13 protein-coding genes and 1 pseudogene are annotated in these 14,974 nt (G+C 68.0%); 10 read left to right on the forward strand and 4 right to left on the reverse strand.

Going from position 1 to position 14,974, the window contains the following annotated elements; genetic code table 11:
* The first annotated feature begins 75 nt into the window (after positions 1–75).
* A complete protein-coding gene (locus RM1_RS05360) occupies positions 76–936 on the forward strand; it encodes a class II glutamine amidotransferase (RefSeq protein WP_072750323.1) in 861 nt (286 codons plus the stop codon).
* Between the two features lie 7 nt (positions 937–943).
* Here the strand turns inward: RM1_RS05360 and RM1_RS05365 are convergent, their stop codons facing one another.
* Positions 944–1,585 carry a cysteine hydrolase family protein gene (locus tag RM1_RS05365; protein WP_245816049.1) on the reverse strand — a complete coding sequence of 214 codons (642 nt, stop codon included), beginning with the start codon at positions 1,583–1,585 and terminating at the stop codon, positions 944–946.
* A 52-nt stretch (positions 1,586–1,637) separates the two neighbouring features.
* Between RM1_RS05365 and RM1_RS05370 the strand changes: the two genes are divergently transcribed.
* Positions 1,638–2,039: a PaaI family thioesterase gene (locus RM1_RS05370; protein WP_027503299.1), complete on the forward strand. Its 402-nt coding sequence runs from the start codon at positions 1,638–1,640 to the stop codon at positions 2,037–2,039.
* Positions 2,040–2,121: 82 nt separating this feature from the next.
* Here RM1_RS05370 and ahpF read toward each other — a convergent pair whose 3' ends face one another.
* Both ahpF and ahpC read right to left on the reverse strand, forming a co-directional pair.
* The gene (gene ahpF / locus RM1_RS05375; RefSeq protein ID WP_072750325.1) at positions 2,122–3,720 is read right to left on the reverse strand and encodes an alkyl hydroperoxide reductase subunit F; all 1,599 of its coding nucleotides are present in this window, start codon (positions 3,718–3,720) and stop codon (positions 2,122–2,124) included.
* A 159-nt stretch (positions 3,721–3,879) separates the two neighbouring features.
* Positions 3,880–4,443: an alkyl hydroperoxide reductase subunit C gene (gene ahpC / locus RM1_RS05380; RefSeq protein WP_027503297.1), complete on the reverse strand. Its 564-nt coding sequence runs from the start codon at positions 4,441–4,443 to the stop codon at positions 3,880–3,882.
* Positions 4,444–4,692: 249 nt separating this feature from the next.
* Between ahpC and RM1_RS05385 the strand changes: the two genes are divergently transcribed.
* Positions 4,693–5,733, forward strand: a complete 1,041-nt coding sequence (locus RM1_RS05385) for a tocopherol cyclase family protein (RefSeq protein ID WP_072750326.1) — start codon at positions 4,693–4,695, stop codon at positions 5,731–5,733.
* 219 nt (positions 5,734–5,952) lie between these two features.
* Positions 5,953–6,177, forward strand: a pseudogene (locus tag RM1_RS05390) (IS30 family transposase); the annotation flags it as partial.
* Here RM1_RS05390 and RM1_RS05395 read toward each other — a convergent pair.
* Positions 6,174–8,114: an Ig-like domain repeat protein gene (locus RM1_RS05395; RefSeq protein WP_083576543.1), complete on the reverse strand. Its 1,941-nt coding sequence runs from the start codon at positions 8,112–8,114 to the stop codon at positions 6,174–6,176. The pseudogene RM1_RS05390 and the gene RM1_RS05395 overlap by 4 nt on opposite strands.
* A 293-nt stretch (positions 8,115–8,407) precedes the next feature.
* On the opposite strand from RM1_RS05395, the gene RM1_RS05400 reads away from it, so the two are divergent.
* From RM1_RS05400 to RM1_RS05425, 6 genes are all read left to right on the forward strand, one after another.
* Positions 8,408–8,680 (forward strand): sigma factor-like helix-turn-helix DNA-binding protein, encoded by a 273-nt coding sequence (locus RM1_RS05400; RefSeq protein WP_083576544.1) that lies wholly within the window; start codon positions 8,408–8,410, stop codon positions 8,678–8,680.
* A 429-nt stretch (positions 8,681–9,109) separates the two neighbouring features.
* The gene (locus tag RM1_RS05405; protein ID WP_072750329.1) at positions 9,110–10,066 is read left to right on the forward strand and encodes a LysR family transcriptional regulator; all 957 of its coding nucleotides are present in this window, start codon (positions 9,110–9,112) and stop codon (positions 10,064–10,066) included.
* Positions 10,067–11,252: 1,186 nt separating this feature from the next.
* Positions 11,253–11,969: a hypothetical protein gene (locus tag RM1_RS05410; RefSeq protein WP_072750330.1), complete on the forward strand. Its 717-nt coding sequence runs from the start codon at positions 11,253–11,255 to the stop codon at positions 11,967–11,969.
* Positions 11,970–12,037: 68 nt separating this feature from the next.
* Positions 12,038–12,607 (forward strand): hypothetical protein, encoded by a 570-nt coding sequence (locus tag RM1_RS05415; RefSeq protein ID WP_072750331.1) that lies wholly within the window; start codon positions 12,038–12,040, stop codon positions 12,605–12,607.
* Positions 12,608–12,723: 116 nt separating this feature from the next.
* On the forward strand, positions 12,724–13,902 hold the full coding sequence (locus RM1_RS27005; RefSeq protein WP_072750332.1) for an Ig-like domain-containing protein: 1,179 nt from the start codon (positions 12,724–12,726) through the stop codon (positions 13,900–13,902).
* A gap of 112 nt (positions 13,903–14,014) precedes the next feature.
* On the forward strand, positions 14,015–14,974 hold a 960-nt coding region (locus RM1_RS05425; protein WP_169922289.1), incomplete at its 3' end, for an Ig-like domain-containing protein.

Raw genomic sequence — 14,974 nt, forward strand, 5'->3', positions numbered from 1 at the left:
CACCACCCAGCAGGAACCCGAGGCTTAAGGGCACGGCCGGGGTCGCACAGGCGCGAAACGCACTACCGTGGGTGCATGTGCCGCTTGTTCGGGATGACCAGCGCACCGTCACGGGTCAGGGCCACGTTCTGGCTGCTCGACGCCGCGGACAGCCTGGCCGTGCAGAGCCGACGCGATCCCGACGGCACCGGCCTCGGCACCTTCACCGCCGACGGCGAACCGCTCGTGGAGAAGCAACCGCTGCCTGCGTACGCGGATGCGAGCTTCGCGACGGAGGCAAGGGAACGCGAATCCGCGACCTTCGTCGCCCACATCCGGCACGCCTCCACCGGCGGACTCGAGATGGTCAACACCCACCCGTTCAGCCTGAGCGGGCGCATCTTCGCACACAACGGGGTGATCGAGGACCTGCCCCGGTTGGAGGAGGAACTCGGGCCGTACCGATCGGGGGTCGCGGGCGACACCGACTCCGAGCGCTTCTTCGCGCTGATCACCAAGCACATCGACGGCCACGGCGGCGATGTCACCGCGGGCATCACTGAGGCCGCCCGCTGGGTCGCCGAGCACCTGCCGATCTTCGCGATCAACATCGTGCTGACCACCCCGACGGAGCTGTGGGCGCTGCGCTACCCCGACACCCACCAGCTCATGGTGCTCGACCGCGCGCCGGACACCGGCAGGCACCTCGAACACGCCAGCCCGGCGGGCACCGTCCGGGTCCGGTCGGGCGAACTGGCCTCGGCGCCCGCGGTCGTGGTGGCCAGCGAGCGGATGGACGAGAACCCCGCGTGGCGGTCGCTCGCGTCCGGCGAACTGCTGCACGTCGACGCGGAGCTCGACATCGACACCGCCGTCATCCTCGACCGCCCGCCCGCGCATCCGCTCACGCTGGCCGACCTCGGCGCCACGGCGGCCGCGTCGCAGGCGAGCCGCTGACCGGACCTCAGTCCAGCGCGGCGGCGATCTCCGCCGCGGTGGCGTGCACCGCGCCGATCCGACCGGCCTCCTCGAGGTGCCGGTCGTCGACCCCCGAGATCGCGTCCGCCGCGATGAGCACCCGCAGGTCCCGCTCGCTCGCGTCGACGATGGTGGCGCGCGGGCAGTTCGGATAGTTGCAGCCCGCCACCACCACGGTGTCGACGCCGCGCTCGCGCAGGTGCGACTCGAGATCGGTCCGGTGGAACGCGCTCCACCGCGGCTTGAACAGCACGACCTCGGTCGGCGAGACCTGCTGCAGACCGCCGCGCAGGAGCAGGTCCGGGTCGAGGTCCGCGACGCCGAACTCGGGGACGATCTGCGATCCCGCGGTGCCCGGGCTCGCCATCCGCGCGCCAGCCGCGATGGCCGACCGCCGGACGAGGTCGACATCGTCGCCCGCGTAGAGCCGGACGATGTGCACGATCGGGCGCGACGCGGACCGATAGGCCTCGAGCAACCGCGCGATCGCGGGCAGCACCTGCGTGGTGCCGGCGATCGGGCTCGATCCGCCGTCGACGAAGTCGCGCTGGGTATCGACCACGAGGAGGGCGGAGGTGGCCAGGTGCGGGGCGATCCAGGGGTCGAGACGCTCCTCGAGTGTGCTCACCCAGTCACCATATCGACCCATGGGCGGGGCACGGCGGGTCTAGCATCGATTCATGGAGCTTGACGAGCTGCTGGCGACCATGCCGTTCGCGGTGAAGTCGGGAATCGAGCTGGTCTCCGCGACCCCAGGGGAGGTCGTCGGCCGGCTGGCGTGGAGCGAGGACCTCACCACCGCGGACCACATCATGCACGGCGGGGCGCTGACCACCCTCGCGGACAGCGTCGGCGCCGTGTCCGCGTTCCTCAACATCCCCTCGGGTGCCGCGCGGGTGACGACGGCCTCGAACGCGGTGTACGCGCGACAGGTTCGCCGCGGTGTCGTCACCGCTGCCGCCCGTCCGTTGCACGTCGGCCGCAAGACGATCCTGGTCTCGATCGACCTCACCGACGACGACGGCAGACTCGTCTCACAGGTCACCCAGTCGCACGCCGTCGTCGGCGACGCCGGCTTCTGAGCCGGCACCGCCGAGCGGGCACAAACGACGTCGGCGCCGACCCGGGCACACCGAGTCGACGCCGATGCCGAGGCCGTTACCGTTACGAGACGGGCACCTCGACCGGCGACCCCGCATCGGAGGGGGCGCTGGTACGGATGAGGTGGTCGAACGCGCCGAGCGCTGCGGTCGCGCCCGCTCCGGCGGCGACGATGATCTGCTTGTACGGAGCGGTCGTGCAGTCGCCCGCCGCGAACACGCCTGGGACGGACGTCCGCCCGTGGTCGTCTACGACGATCTCGCCGCGCGGGGTCAGATCGACCGTGCCGGAGAGCCATTCCGTGTTGGGGAGCAGCCCGATCTGCACGAAGACGCCGTCCAGGTCGACGGTGTGCGACGCGTCGGTCGTGCGGTCCGTGTAGGCCAGGCCGGTGACCTTGGCGCCGTCGCCGCGGACCTCGGTCGTCAGGGTGCTGAGCAGGATGTCGACGTTGGGCAGGCTGCGGAGCTTGCGCTGCAGGACATCGTCGGCGCGCAGCTGCGAGTCGAACTCGACCAGGGTGACGTGCGCGACGATGCCCGCGAGGTCGATCGCCGCCTCGACGCCGGAGTTGCCGCCGCCGATCACGGCGACGCGCTTGCCCTTGAAGAGCGGTCCGTCGCAGTGCGGGCAGTAGGTGACGCCCTTGTTGCGGTACTCGTCCTCGCCGGGCACGTTCATCGCCCGCCAGCGGGCGCCGGTGGACAGGATCACGGACTTCGACAGGAGTCGGGCGCCGGACGCGAGCTCGACCTCGACGAGGCCGCCCTCGACCTCCGCGGGGGTCAGCTTCGCGGCGTTCTGCACGTTCATGATGTCGACGTCGTACTGCCGGACGTGGTTCTCCAGCTCGGCGGCGAACTTCGGCCCCTCGGTGTAGGGCACCGAGGCGAAGTTCTCGATGCCCATGGTGTCGAGCACCTGGCCACCGAACCGCTCGGACACGACTCCGGTGCGAATCCCCTTCCGCGCGGCGTAGATTGCCGCGGTGGCGCCTGCGGGCCCGCCGCCGACGACCAGCACATCGAACGGATCCTTCTCGGAGATGGCCGCGGCGGTGCGGTCGGCCGATCCGTCGTCGAGCTGACCGACGATCTGCTCGAGGGTCATGCGGCCCGAGCCGAACGGTTCGCCGTTGAGGAACACCGTCGGGACCGCCATGACCTGGCGGTTGTCGATCTCGTCCTGGAAGAGGGCGCCGTCGATCGCGATGTGCTTGATGCGGGAGTTCAGCACGCACATCAGGTTCAGTGCCTGCACGACGTCGGGGCAGTTCTGGCAGGAGAGGGAGAAGTACGTCTCGAAGTAGAAGTCGCCCTCGAGGTCACGCACCTGGGCGAGCAGGTCCGCGGACTCCTTGGAGGGGTGGCCGCCGACCTGCAGCAACGCGAGGACGAGCGACGAGAACTCATGTCCGAGAGGGATACCGGCGAACTGCACCTCGATGTCGGTGCCGACGCGGCGGATCACGAAGGACGGCCGACGCGGGTCGTCGCCGGTACGGGAGTGGCTGACCAGGTCCGACATGCCGGCGATCTCGTCGAGGAGTGCGCCGAGTTCCGCGGACTTCGGGCCGTCGTCGAGGGTGGACACCAGCTCGATCGGCTGGATCACCTTCTCGAGCAGCGTCTTCAACTGGTTTGCGAGGGAGGCTTCGAGCATGAGGGTCTACTCCGAAAGTTGGCAGAACAGTGACCGGAAGAAACGGGAGTCGGCGAACTTCTCAGCTCGAGCCGAGGCGCGGGTGAGCCGCACGAGGGGACGGTGCCGGTGGCACGGGGCGTGAGCACCGTGCCACCGGTGCGGACAACCGTCGACGAATCAGATCTTGCCGACGAGCTCCAGCGACGGGGCGAGGGTGTCGTCGCCCTCTTCCCACTTCGCCGGGCAGACCTCGCCCGGGTGCGACCGGACGTACTGGGCGGCCTTGACCTTGCGGACGAGCTCGGAGGCGTTGCGGCCGATGCCCTCGGCGGTGACCTCGGTGAACTGGATGACGCCGTCCGGGTCGACCAGGAAGGTGCCGCGGTCGGCCAGGCCCTGGTTCTCGCGGAGCACCTCGAAGTCGGTGCTGATCTGCAGGGTCGGGTCGCCGATCATCGCGTACCGGATCTTGCCGATGGTGTCGGACGAGGCGTGCCACGCCTTGTGGGTGAAGTGGGTGTCCGTGGAGACCGAGAAGACCTCGACGCCCAGGCGCTGGAGCTCCTCGTAGTGATCCGCGAGGTCACCGAGCTCGGTCGGGCAGACGAAGGTGAAGTCGGCCGGGTAGAAGTAGAAGACGGCCCACTTGCCCTTGATGTCCTCGTCGGAAACGCTAACGAAGGCACCATCTTTGAACGCCTCGGCGGAGAAGGGCTTGATCTTCTTGTTGATCAGCGACATGCATAGCCTCATTCGTGAACGGTGTGTTGGTATGTCCGTTTTCGACACTATCGACCGCCGATTGATCAGACCAATCAAAGATAGTTTGAACATTGATAGTGGACGGCTATAAGGGCTGGATTCCGCTTCCTAGAGCGCGAGTCTGCACCGAAATGTGAGCGATACCACAGCCACTGGTCGTGCCGGCGGTGGAGCGGCCCCTGTCGCAACCCGCCCACCGATCGGGTCGGCCCCGGCTACCGTTGAGCGATGTCGCGCTTGCTCGACGCCTACCGCCGCACCGGGGCCGACCTGCCGTTCGGCGATCCCCTGGCCGCGCACGGCGTCGCCATGGAGGGCTACTTCTGGCGGTTCACCCTGCCCGAGTCGGGCCGGGTCGTGATCGCACTGTGCGGGGTCAACCGGGCCGCAGACGGCGGCTGGGCCACCCTGGGCCTGGCCGCGCATCCGGGCGGCTTCCTGCGGACCACCGCACATCCGGTCGCGGCCGCTGACCCGCACCGGCTCGGTGCCGTCGCCGGGGAGGCGTTCCGCGGCGAGCCGGGTCGCCTGCGGGTGGACCTCGGTCCCGACGCCGGGCTCGACGTGCGGATCACCGATCCGAAGCCCTGGCCACGCCGGATCCTCGGCGGTTCGAGTGTCTTCCAGACGATCCCGGCGCTCAACCAGTACTGGCACCCGTGGCTGCTCGGCGGACGCGCCGAGGGAACCGCCATGCTCGGGGACGAGGAATGGGACCTCACCGGAGCCCAGGTGTACGCCGAGAAGAACTGGGGCCGAGGCGGATTCCCCGACTCCTGGTGGTGGGGCCAGGCGCAGGGCTTCGCGGAACCACAGGTGTGCGTCGCCTTCGCTGGCGGCCAGGTCAGCGCCGGACCGCTGCGCACCGAGGTGACCGCTGTCGTGGTCCTGCTGCCGGACGGACGGTTGCTCCGGCTCGGCGACCCGGTGATCTCCCCGGTGCGGGCGCAGGTCACCGACGAGCACTGGACGCTCCGCGGCCGGAGCCCTCGCTGGAGCGTGCACATCGAGGGCCACGGCGCGATCGGCGACGCGCACGTCCTCCCGGTTCCGCTGCCCGCCGAGCGGCGAAACGTCCCCGGTGCACTGGAACACCTGGGCGCGCGGATGTCGGTGACGGTCCGCCGGGGACACCGGACGGTCTGGTCCGGCGAGTCGACCGTGGCGGCGCTGGAACACGGCGGGCTGGCCCGCGCCAGGACCGAGGCGGCCCGGAGGGGAGCACGACCGGATGCGACCGACGCCCCACCCCTTCCCGGCAGCTTCTAGCGCTCGTCGCAACACCCGGAATTGGGAGTTGCGACGACCGCGTCGTTTCAGAGGTTGACCCTGAAGTGTTGGAGCGGCGGTTCCTTGCGTCGCTGGACCCTGTGGGAACTGTGACAGCTGCGGCTCGGGCTGTCGGGATCAACCGGAACACCGGATGCGCGCGGGCCCGGAAGATGCAGGTGAGCGTGGAAACGATCTACCAGGTGCATTCAGTCGTAGACCGAAGTCCCGCTCTACTTCTGCGATCCCGCCTCACCCTGGCAACGCGGTACCAGCGGGAACGCCACTGGTCTTGTGCATCAGTACTGCCCGAAGGGCACCGCCCTGAGCGTCTATGGCCCCGAAGTCCTCGAGCACGCCGCCCGCCAACTCGACACCCGTTCACGCACAACGCTCGGCTGGGATATCCCAGCCGAGCGTCTGCGTGGTCTGCTGACCTTCTAGTTGGTGCGGATCTTCAGGCCGGGGTTGGCATTGAGGATTTCCGTGATCGGTGTCGCGAGCGCTTTCGGTCGGTAGAAGTCCGGAATTTCCGGATCCGCGGCCCACCGATCGCAATCCGCTTGAGTTGTCGCACCGCCTCTGCTCAAGATGCCCAGTGCTTTGGTGCCAGTGATCAGGGCGCCGCCGCTGTCGCCGGGCAGCGAACAGATGACTGAGCTGAAAGCGCGAAAGTCTGCGCCGTTGGGTCCGGTGCCGTTCGTGGTGGCCTCGTAAATTTTGCCACAGCGGTAGCCGCTGGTCGTGCCCGACAGGCACACCGGAGCGCCGACCACGGGGTCGGCGGTGCCGGTGATCGCTACCGGGGCCTTGCCGCGGACACGAACGTAGTTGTTCTCGAACCGCCTTGCGAACTCGTTCTCGGCCCTGATCACCGCGTAGTCGAGTCCTTTCATCGACGACTTGGCGAAGGTGCCGAAACGAGCGCCGGGAACGCCGTCGCTCATCTCGTGTGCGATTGAGGCGTCAGGCGTGCCCGCGGCGTCGGGGTTCGCGTCGCAATGTCCGGCGGAGACGTTCACCGCGTGGCCGGAGGCGTCGGTGCCGTTGAAACCGAGCGAACACCACCCAATGACCTCGCCCTCGGCGTTCTCAGAGGCGTACACGTCGCCGCCCATGATGGCGTTGGGGGCCGGCGGCTTGGGCTTGGGGGGCCCCGCGACGGTGACCTGTTGGGTGGTGGTGGCGAGTGGGACGTTTTCGAAGCCGGAGAAGGTGGCGGTAATGGTGCGCTTGCCCGCGGTGGTGGGGGTCCACTCGATGGTGGCGGTGCCGTCGTCCTCGACCCATCTCGGGCCAAGGGCGATGTCGCCGTCCTTGAAGTCGACGGAGCCGTCGGCCACTGAGGTGTTGACCTTCGCCTTCAGCGTGATCGCCTTGTCGACGGTGGCTCCCTTGATGGGGTCGAGGGTGATCGTAGAGGTGGCGGGGTTGCTGCCGGCGGGTGCGACGGTGACCTGCGCGGTGGTGGTGGATCCGGGGACGCCGTCGCGGCCGGAGAAGATGGCGGTGATGGTGCGCTGACCGGCGGTGGTGGGGGTCCACTGGTGGGTCGCTTTGCCGTTGGCGCCGACCTGTGCGGTGCCGAGGATGTCGTCGCCGTCCGCGAAGTCGATCTCACCGCCGGCTCCCGCCGGGTTGACGGTGGCGGTCAGCGTGGTCGCCTTGCCGACGGTGGCTCCGGTGATGGGATCGAGGGTGACGGTCGTGGAGGCCGGGTCGGTGGGTCCGGTTGGGTCGGTGGGCTTGGTCGGGTCGGATGAGCCGAGTGAGCCAAGCGAGCCGAGCCCGGGCAGGTCGGACGGGCTCGATGCCGGTCCCTGCGCGATCCGCACGAAGTTGAGGAAGTCGGGCAGTTGCAGGCCCTGGCCGCCGGCGATGTCGTGGACGCCCAGCACGATGTCGTTGTTGACCGTGTCGACCTTGGTGCCGTTGATGTGGCCGGACAGCGGTGCGGGGAGCTGCTGAATCCAGGTGTTGAGCTGGCCGAGCAGGTCGTTCAGGGCGTTCTCGCTGCGCGACTGGTCCTTGACCTGGTAGCCGGCGGCTTCGACGGCGGTGCGGGCGGCGGCCTTGTCGGGTCCGTCGGCCAGGCCGACCAACGGGGCGCCTGCCGCATCGAGCCAGGCGCCGGCGAACGCGGTGGGGAACTTGCCGCGCAGCGTGTCGGCGAACGCCGCCAGTTCCTGCCCGGTCTCGGCCCGGTCGAGGTACTGCTCAGGGCTGATCTTGAGGTCGCGTTGGATCGCGGCGACCAGGTCGGCGGGCAGTGCGGGTGCCGGTGCGGCCGGGTCGGCCTGCGCGAGGGTCGCGCAGGGCGCGACCAAAAGCAGTGCCGCGGTGCCGATCATCACGGCACGGCGGGCGCGGGTTCTACGCATGGGGACCTTTCGGATTGAGCATTGCGGGGCATGACCAAAGGCGTTGGCGCCGGGCCGGTTGCGGGACTGTATGCGTGATTTCCGCCGCCGCCTACCGAAAATTGGTGGGATGAATATCGGCTCAGTGGCTCACCTGGCCCGGACCTGCGAGGGAGGTGGTAGCCATCCCAGAGCCATTGGTGCCGTTCACCCCTGCGGTCCGGCGGATGACCGACAAGCACCAGCAAAGACAATCGCTGCCACCAACAGGCGGCGTGCGATCGACCACGACCTGGTCAGGAAGGAGTCTCCCGGTGGGCGCTGAAATCCCCGCACGACGCATCATGTCGGCCCGCGAAGTCGCCGAGCGGCTCGGCATCTCACCGCGCACCGTGCGCAACATCATGGCCGAGCCCCGGGCCGAGTTCGAGGCCCGTGCCGCCGAGCGCCGCCGCCGGGTGCTGGAGCTTCGCGCCGAGGGCCTCAAGCTGCGCGAGATCGCGGACGAGGTCGGCATGACGGTCGGCGGTGTGGGCACGATCCTGCACCGCGCCTACCACGCCGAAGCCGCCCAACCTGCCAGCTGACCCGACACCAAGACGCCCCGGCCGTGCCCCGCGCGGTCAGGCGAGCGACACACTCCCTGGAAAAATCCCGCCACCTTGTTGCTGAAGATCGCCGGTCTCGAGGTGGGCCGGCCGGCCCCCGCGTGACGTGGCGGCTGGACGGGTGCGCGCGGAGTGCCCGAAGGTCGCAGTGGCGTTCTGGTCAGATCAGTTTCATGCGGCAAGTCGTTGGCGGAGCTGTTCAATGTCCCTGGGAGGCAATGCGAGCCAGCCGACGCGGATCGCGAGGGTCAGGTACCCCTCGATCGTCGAGATGAGTTGCGGCAAAAGGGGCTTGCAGTCCATCTTCAGTTCCCGTGTAGCGACGATCCCTGGAATCCCCCGCGGCCGGGGACTCTGACCTGTATTTTTCTCTGACACGGGCCCTGGATCGTCATACACTCCCCCGCCATGGAGCTCCAGACCCGTCAACTTCGCTATTTCATTGCAGTAGCAGAGGAGTTGAGCTTCACCCGCGCCGCGCAGAAACTGCACATCGCACAGCAGGCACTGAGCGCGCAGATCAAGCAGCTGGAACAGAGCCTGGACGTGGTGCTGCTTACCCGCACCACGCGCAGCGTGACCCTCACCGCCGCCGGTGCCGCGTTCTTCGAGGACGTGTCCACGACGCTGGCGGCGATGGACGCCGCGGCCGAGCGCGCGCGCTCGCTGCAGCGCAGCGAGAACCAGCGACTGGTGCTGGGGTTCCTCGAGGGCGCGGCGCTGACCCTGACCGGGCCGATCCTCTCCGCATTCCGCGATCGACACCCCGGGGTGACGATCGAGATGCGTCAGTTCAACTACGACGACCCCTCGGCCGGGCTGAACGACAGGTCGGTTGACGTGGCGTTCGTGCGGCGCCCGATCTCCACGGACGGGGTCGACTTCGAGCACCTGTTCTCCGAGCCGCTGATCGCGATGGTGCGGGCCGACCACCCCCTCGCCGATCGCGCCAGCGTCGAGATCCCCGACCTGATCGACGACCTCATGCTCGGGGCGGTGACCACCGACCCGGCATGGAACGCCTTCTGGGAGTTCGACGCGCATCGCGGCGGAAAGCCCGGGCGAATCTTCTCCCGCTCGACGACACTGCTCGAGGAGTACCAGAAGGTGGCGGCCGGCGTCGGCATCGCGGCCACGGTGGCGGCCGCGCGCTGGATTCCCTATCCAGGGGTGAAGATCGTGCCGATCGCCGATGCCGAGCCGAGCGAGGTCGCGCTGGCGTGGCCGCGCGACAACGACTCGACGCTGGTGCGCTCGTTCGTCGACGCCGCCATCCGGGTACGCGACGGGCGACCAGACCTGGTCAAGAGGCTGGAAGAACCGGACCTCGACGACCGGACGATGCCCACCCTCATCCCCTACTGACAACAGAACCTTGTCAATCCATGCAGAAATGGATGTTTCACTTCCGAACCACCCGGCCATAGGGTTCGTGGTGCTGGACGTCCGTATGGAGCGTCCAGCCCGATGAAGGCACGGGTCTCACCTGACCTGTGCCTGGCGACCGCGCGTTGACCCGCGCGAATCCCGCGAGCGGCCGATCCGGCCCGCGCGACGTTTCGCGCATCGCCCATCGGGACACGGTCAGACCCGCGCGCGAGTTAGTCCTGGGCGGCCGCCCAGCGGAAGAGGTGGAACATGGCAACACCAACACCAACCCCACCCGCAGCTCGCGGCCGGCGACGTGCGGGCGACAGGGCACTGAACACCCCTCGAAGGTAACAGTACTATCTCGACCCGCCGACGAAGTCCAGGGATCGATAGCGGACTACGCATGTATTCCCTGGGACTCTTTCAGTTCATTGAATCTCGAATAGTTCACTTCACCCTTTCCGGAGTAATGCCACAAGAAATCGACGTCGACTAAATTTAGAATTCGATCCACTGAGGTGAGGCAACGGCGCACAGATAGCGCCGAGAGCGGCACCGCCCCCAGCGGTACCGGGTTTGACCCAGCCACTGACCCGACGCCACGTAGCGGTATCTAGCAGCAACAATGACATAGAGTGCCCAGGTAAGGCCGACGCCCCGTTTCACACTCGGGACGCCGGCCTCGTTGGCGTGCGCGTGTCCACTGCGCGCCTCCGTGAACAATTGATGAATTCCGATCGGTGCTTTGCCATTTTTGATACGCGACGTTACAGAACGAAATTCACGGCGCGAAATACTTCCCTATCAAACCTCTTACACGGGCCATTTTGGTGTGATAGAAACTACTCCGCCGCTACACATCACGTTGCGGTCACAGAGAATCACAACATCATCAAGGAGCAACCATGGGCAACCTGTCTGCGGCCATCGACGCCGTCACGGCCATCATCAGCGCCATCAAGACGCTGGGGTCGCTCAGCTGATGACTCGGCGCCGGTGCGCTCCCGAGGTGCGCCGGCGCCAGTCACCTCCCCCTCTCTTGATCTATCGCCATTGCCCCACCGGCGACACGGAGCGGTCGAGAACCCGTTGACCACGGTGGCTGGACCGCCCGGCCACCGTGACAACGACCTCGGTCGGCCGCCGGCTCGACCGCACCAGAAGAGAAGTCAGGAATCCCATGCAGACGAAATCCGCTCGTCGTATCGCAGCTCTCGCGGCGGTCGCCACACTGCCGACCGCCCTCCTCGGGGTCAGCGCCGGCACCGCGAACGCCGCCAACCCGGATTGCCAGCAGTCCAGCCACTCGCAGAAGAATGACTGGAGCACCGTCTGGATCACCCACACCTACGACAAGTCCGTCTCGGCCGCCGAGGCCGCCGCCGGGACCAATGTCACCTACAAGATCGTCGTCGGGACCACCAGCATCGGGAACCCGTACGTCAACTCCATCGCGGACTTCCCGCCGGCCGGCTTCGGTACGCCCACCGCCAAGGTCACCGCCTACCACCTCGGCGGGGGACAGAAGACCGAGGCCGTCACCCCGCAGCCGAACGGGGATGGCAGCTGGCGCGTGAGCAGCACCGGGTGGTTCGTCAACTCCGGCAACCCGGTAACCGCCGAGTTCACCTACAAGGTCCCGGCCGGGGTCCGGACCGGAGACTCCGTCGTCAGCGGCGGTGCCGCCGTCGGCGGCACCGTCGGCGTCGGGACGACCAAGCCCGACCTGGCCGCTTGCTTCACCGTGCGGGAGAAGAACGCGGGCGAGACCGCGACCGGCAGCGCAGACGGCGCCGGCCTCGGCTCCAGCGGTGGCCAGCTCAGCTCCACAGGCTCGATCAGCGACGTCCTGGGCGACACCATCACCAAGGTCATCAAGAACCTCGCCGGCAGCTAGCGCCGGCCTCCCGCTCCGGCGCCGCGGTCGAGCGCGGCGCCGGAGCCCCCTATCGAAAGGGAATACCCATGGCACATCGAGCACTCACGCGCGGCGTCGCCGCCGGCGCGGCAACCACATTCGCGGTCGGCGCGTTGGCCCTCTTCGGTGGTGGCATCGCCGGCGCCGCCCCCGGCCCGGTCACCTGGACCGAAGGGTCCACCCGATTCACCCGCGCGGTCAGCAACGCCACCCCCGCTGTGGGCGACACCATCACGGTCACAACAAAGTTCGAGCGAACCAAGTCGGTCGAGGAACGACTCTTCTGGGTCAAGGACTATCACGACGCCTGCCTGACCTACGTCACCGACTCGGCCAAGATGAACGGCAACCCGGTCGAGCCCCACCTCGAGATCAGGCCCGGCTTCGTCGCAGGCGACTTCGCCGCCACCAGCTACCAGGCGATCGTCACGCAGGCCAATCCCGTCACCTTCACCGCCCAGTACAAGGTCGGCGAGAACTGCCAAATCGGCGCCAAGCTCAACTCCGGCATGGACTACAACGGGACCCGCGGGTCCGGCACCTACAGCACCAAGGGCCCCCAGATCACGGTCAAGGCCGGAGGCAACGGCAGCCTCGGCTCCCTGTTCGGTTCCTGAGCCGGTTCGCGACAGACCCCACTGCGGGCTTCGGCGCCCAGCCCTCACGGGCGCCGAAGCCCGCGCCTCACAGCCCGCGGCGACGCTCCTGGCCGCACCTACCAAAGGAACACTCAATGGCACATCGAGCAGTCACACGCATCGTCGCCGCAGGCGCCACCACCGCCTTCGCCCTCGGAACACTCGCCCTGCTGGGCACCGGCACCGCCAACGCAGACGAAAGAAGAATCGACTGGTGGGACGGGTACACCCACTTCTACCGCACCGTCAGCAACGAAACCCCCGCCGCAGGCGAGACCATCACCATCACCACCAGGTTCGAACGAGGCAGCGAAGAACGTATCTACTGGGCCAAGGACCACCACAACAACTGCCTGACCTACGTCCCCGGCTCGGCCAAGATTGATTCGACCGCGACGGGCGAGAGAGGGGTCGAACCCTACCTCGAGATCAAGCCCGACTTCGTCGCGGGCGACTTCACCGCGGGCATCTTCGCCAGCAACCCGATCAAATTCTGGGGGGACAACGGGGCAAATCCCGTCATCTTCACCGTCAAGTACAAGGTCGGCGAAAACTGTGCTCGTGGCACCGCCCTCCAATCCGGCATGAGCTACAACGGCGATCGCGGCAGCGGCACCTACACCACCCAGGGCCCCTCCATCACCGTCACCAAGGGCGGCAGCAGCACCGCCCTGAGCCCGATCACCGGGGCCACCGTCGGCAGGTCCACGACGCTGATCGCGAAGGTCACGCCGGCCGCAGCAGGCGGCACGGTCACCTTCAAGGAAGACAACAGGGTCATCAGCACCGTCTATGTCACCGCCGACGGCACCGCCACCGCCCAGTGGGCCCCCGCCATCGCCGGCCAGCGCACAATCACCGCCGACTTCTCCGGACGGGGCGACCTCGTCGGATCCCGCGCCACCGCCACCGTGACCGTCGCACCCGCCGGCGGCGGCTCCACCGCCTCCACCACCACCCTGAACCCCGTCACCGGAGCCATCGCAGCCAAGGAAACCACGCTGAAGGCGAAGGTCACCCCCGCAGCAGCAGGCGGCACCATCGAATTCAGGGACGGCACCACCGTCCTCGGCACCGCACAGGTCGGCGCCGACGGCACCGCCACCCAGCTGTGGACCCCCACCACCGACGGCAACCACACCATCACCGCCACCTTCTCCGGCCGCGACAACGTCACCGGATCCACCACCACACAACAGGTCACCGTCGCCAAGGCCGGCACCAACCCCGGCCCCGCCGGCAGCCTCGACTCCCTCAGCGGCTTCGGCTCCTAGATCGAAACCACCCCTGGCCCCGGGGCTTCGGCGCCCAGCCCTCGCGGGCGCCGAAGCCCCGGTCCCACAGCCCGCGGCAACGCTGATGGCCGCACCAAGTGAAGGAACATCCATGGCACATCGAGCAATCAGACGCATCGTCGCCGCAGGCGCCGCCACCGCCTTCGCCCTCGGAACACTCGGCCTGCTGGGCGCCGGCACCGCCAACGCAGACTCCAGAACAGTCGACTGGGGCGACGGGTGGACCCATTTCTGGCGCACCATCGACAACGAAACCCCTGCCGTCGGCGAGACCATCACCATCACCACCAGGTTCGAACGCGGCAGCGAGCAGGAGATCTGGTGGGTCAAGGACCACCACCCCACCTGCCTGACCTACGTCGACGGCACGGCCACGATGAACGGAGACCACCTCGAGCCCAACCTCGAGATCAAGCCCGACTTCATCGCCGGCGACTTCAACGCGGCCGGCAGCCCGGTGATAATCCGTGGGGACAAAGAACAACCCGCCACCTTCGTCGCCCAGTACAGGGTCGGCGAAAACTGCCCTCGCAACGTCCCCCTCCAAACCGGCATGAGCTTCAGCTCGAAGGGTTGGGGCGTCGGCACCTACCTCAACAGGGGTCCCACCCTCACCGTCTCCAAGGGCAGCACCAACACCACCCTGAACCCGATCACCGGAGCCACCGTCGGCAAGAACACGGTGCTGATCGCGAATGTCACGCCGGCAGCAGCTGGCGGCACCGTCACCTTCAAGGAAGACAACAGGATCATCAGCACCGCCTATGTCGGCTCCGACGGCACCGCCACCGCCCAGTGGGCCCCCGCCACCGCCGGCCAGCGCACCATCACCGCCGACTTCTCCGGACGGGGCGACACCGTCGGATCCCGCGCCACCGCCACCGTGACCGTCGCACCCGCCGGCGGCAACGCCACCGCCTCCACCACCACCCTCAACCCGATCACCGGAGCCACCGCAAACAAGGCGACCACGCTGAAGGCGAAGGTCAACCCCGCAGCAGCAGGCGGCACCGTCGAATTCAAGGACGGTGACACCGTCCTCGGCACCGCG

This window comes from Rhodococcus maanshanensis NBRC 100610 (assembly GCF_001894865.1).
GTDB lineage: Bacteria > Actinomycetota > Actinomycetes > Mycobacteriales > Mycobacteriaceae > Rhodococcus_G > Rhodococcus_G maanshanensis.

What these genes read in the sequence shown, in the direction of transcription:
- RM1_RS05360 (WP_072750323.1), top strand. Translation starts at nt 76, where the DNA reads ATGTGCCGCTTGTTCGGGATGACCAGCGCACCGTCACGGGTCAGGGCC.
- RM1_RS05395 (WP_083576543.1), bottom strand. Translation starts at nt 8,114, where the DNA reads ATGCGTAGAACCCGCGCCCGCCGTGCCGTGATGATCGGCACCGCGGCA.
- RM1_RS05405 (WP_072750329.1), top strand. Translation starts at nt 9,110, where the DNA reads ATGGAGCTCCAGACCCGTCAACTTCGCTATTTCATTGCAGTAGCAGAG.
- RM1_RS05385 (WP_072750326.1), top strand. Translation starts at nt 4,693, where the DNA reads ATGTCGCGCTTGCTCGACGCCTACCGCCGCACCGGGGCCGACCTGCCG.
- ahpC (WP_027503297.1), bottom strand. Translation starts at nt 4,443, where the DNA reads ATGTCGCTGATCAACAAGAAGATCAAGCCCTTCTCCGCCGAGGCGTTC.
- RM1_RS05410 (WP_072750330.1), top strand. Translation starts at nt 11,253, where the DNA reads ATGCAGACGAAATCCGCTCGTCGTATCGCAGCTCTCGCGGCGGTCGCC.
- RM1_RS27005 (WP_072750332.1), top strand. Translation starts at nt 12,724, where the DNA reads ATGGCACATCGAGCAGTCACACGCATCGTCGCCGCAGGCGCCACCACC.
- RM1_RS05415 (WP_072750331.1), top strand. Translation starts at nt 12,038, where the DNA reads ATGGCACATCGAGCACTCACGCGCGGCGTCGCCGCCGGCGCGGCAACC.
- ahpF (WP_072750325.1), bottom strand. Translation starts at nt 3,720, where the DNA reads ATGCTCGAAGCCTCCCTCGCAAACCAGTTGAAGACGCTGCTCGAGAAG.
- RM1_RS05370 (WP_027503299.1), top strand. Translation starts at nt 1,638, where the DNA reads ATGGAGCTTGACGAGCTGCTGGCGACCATGCCGTTCGCGGTGAAGTCG.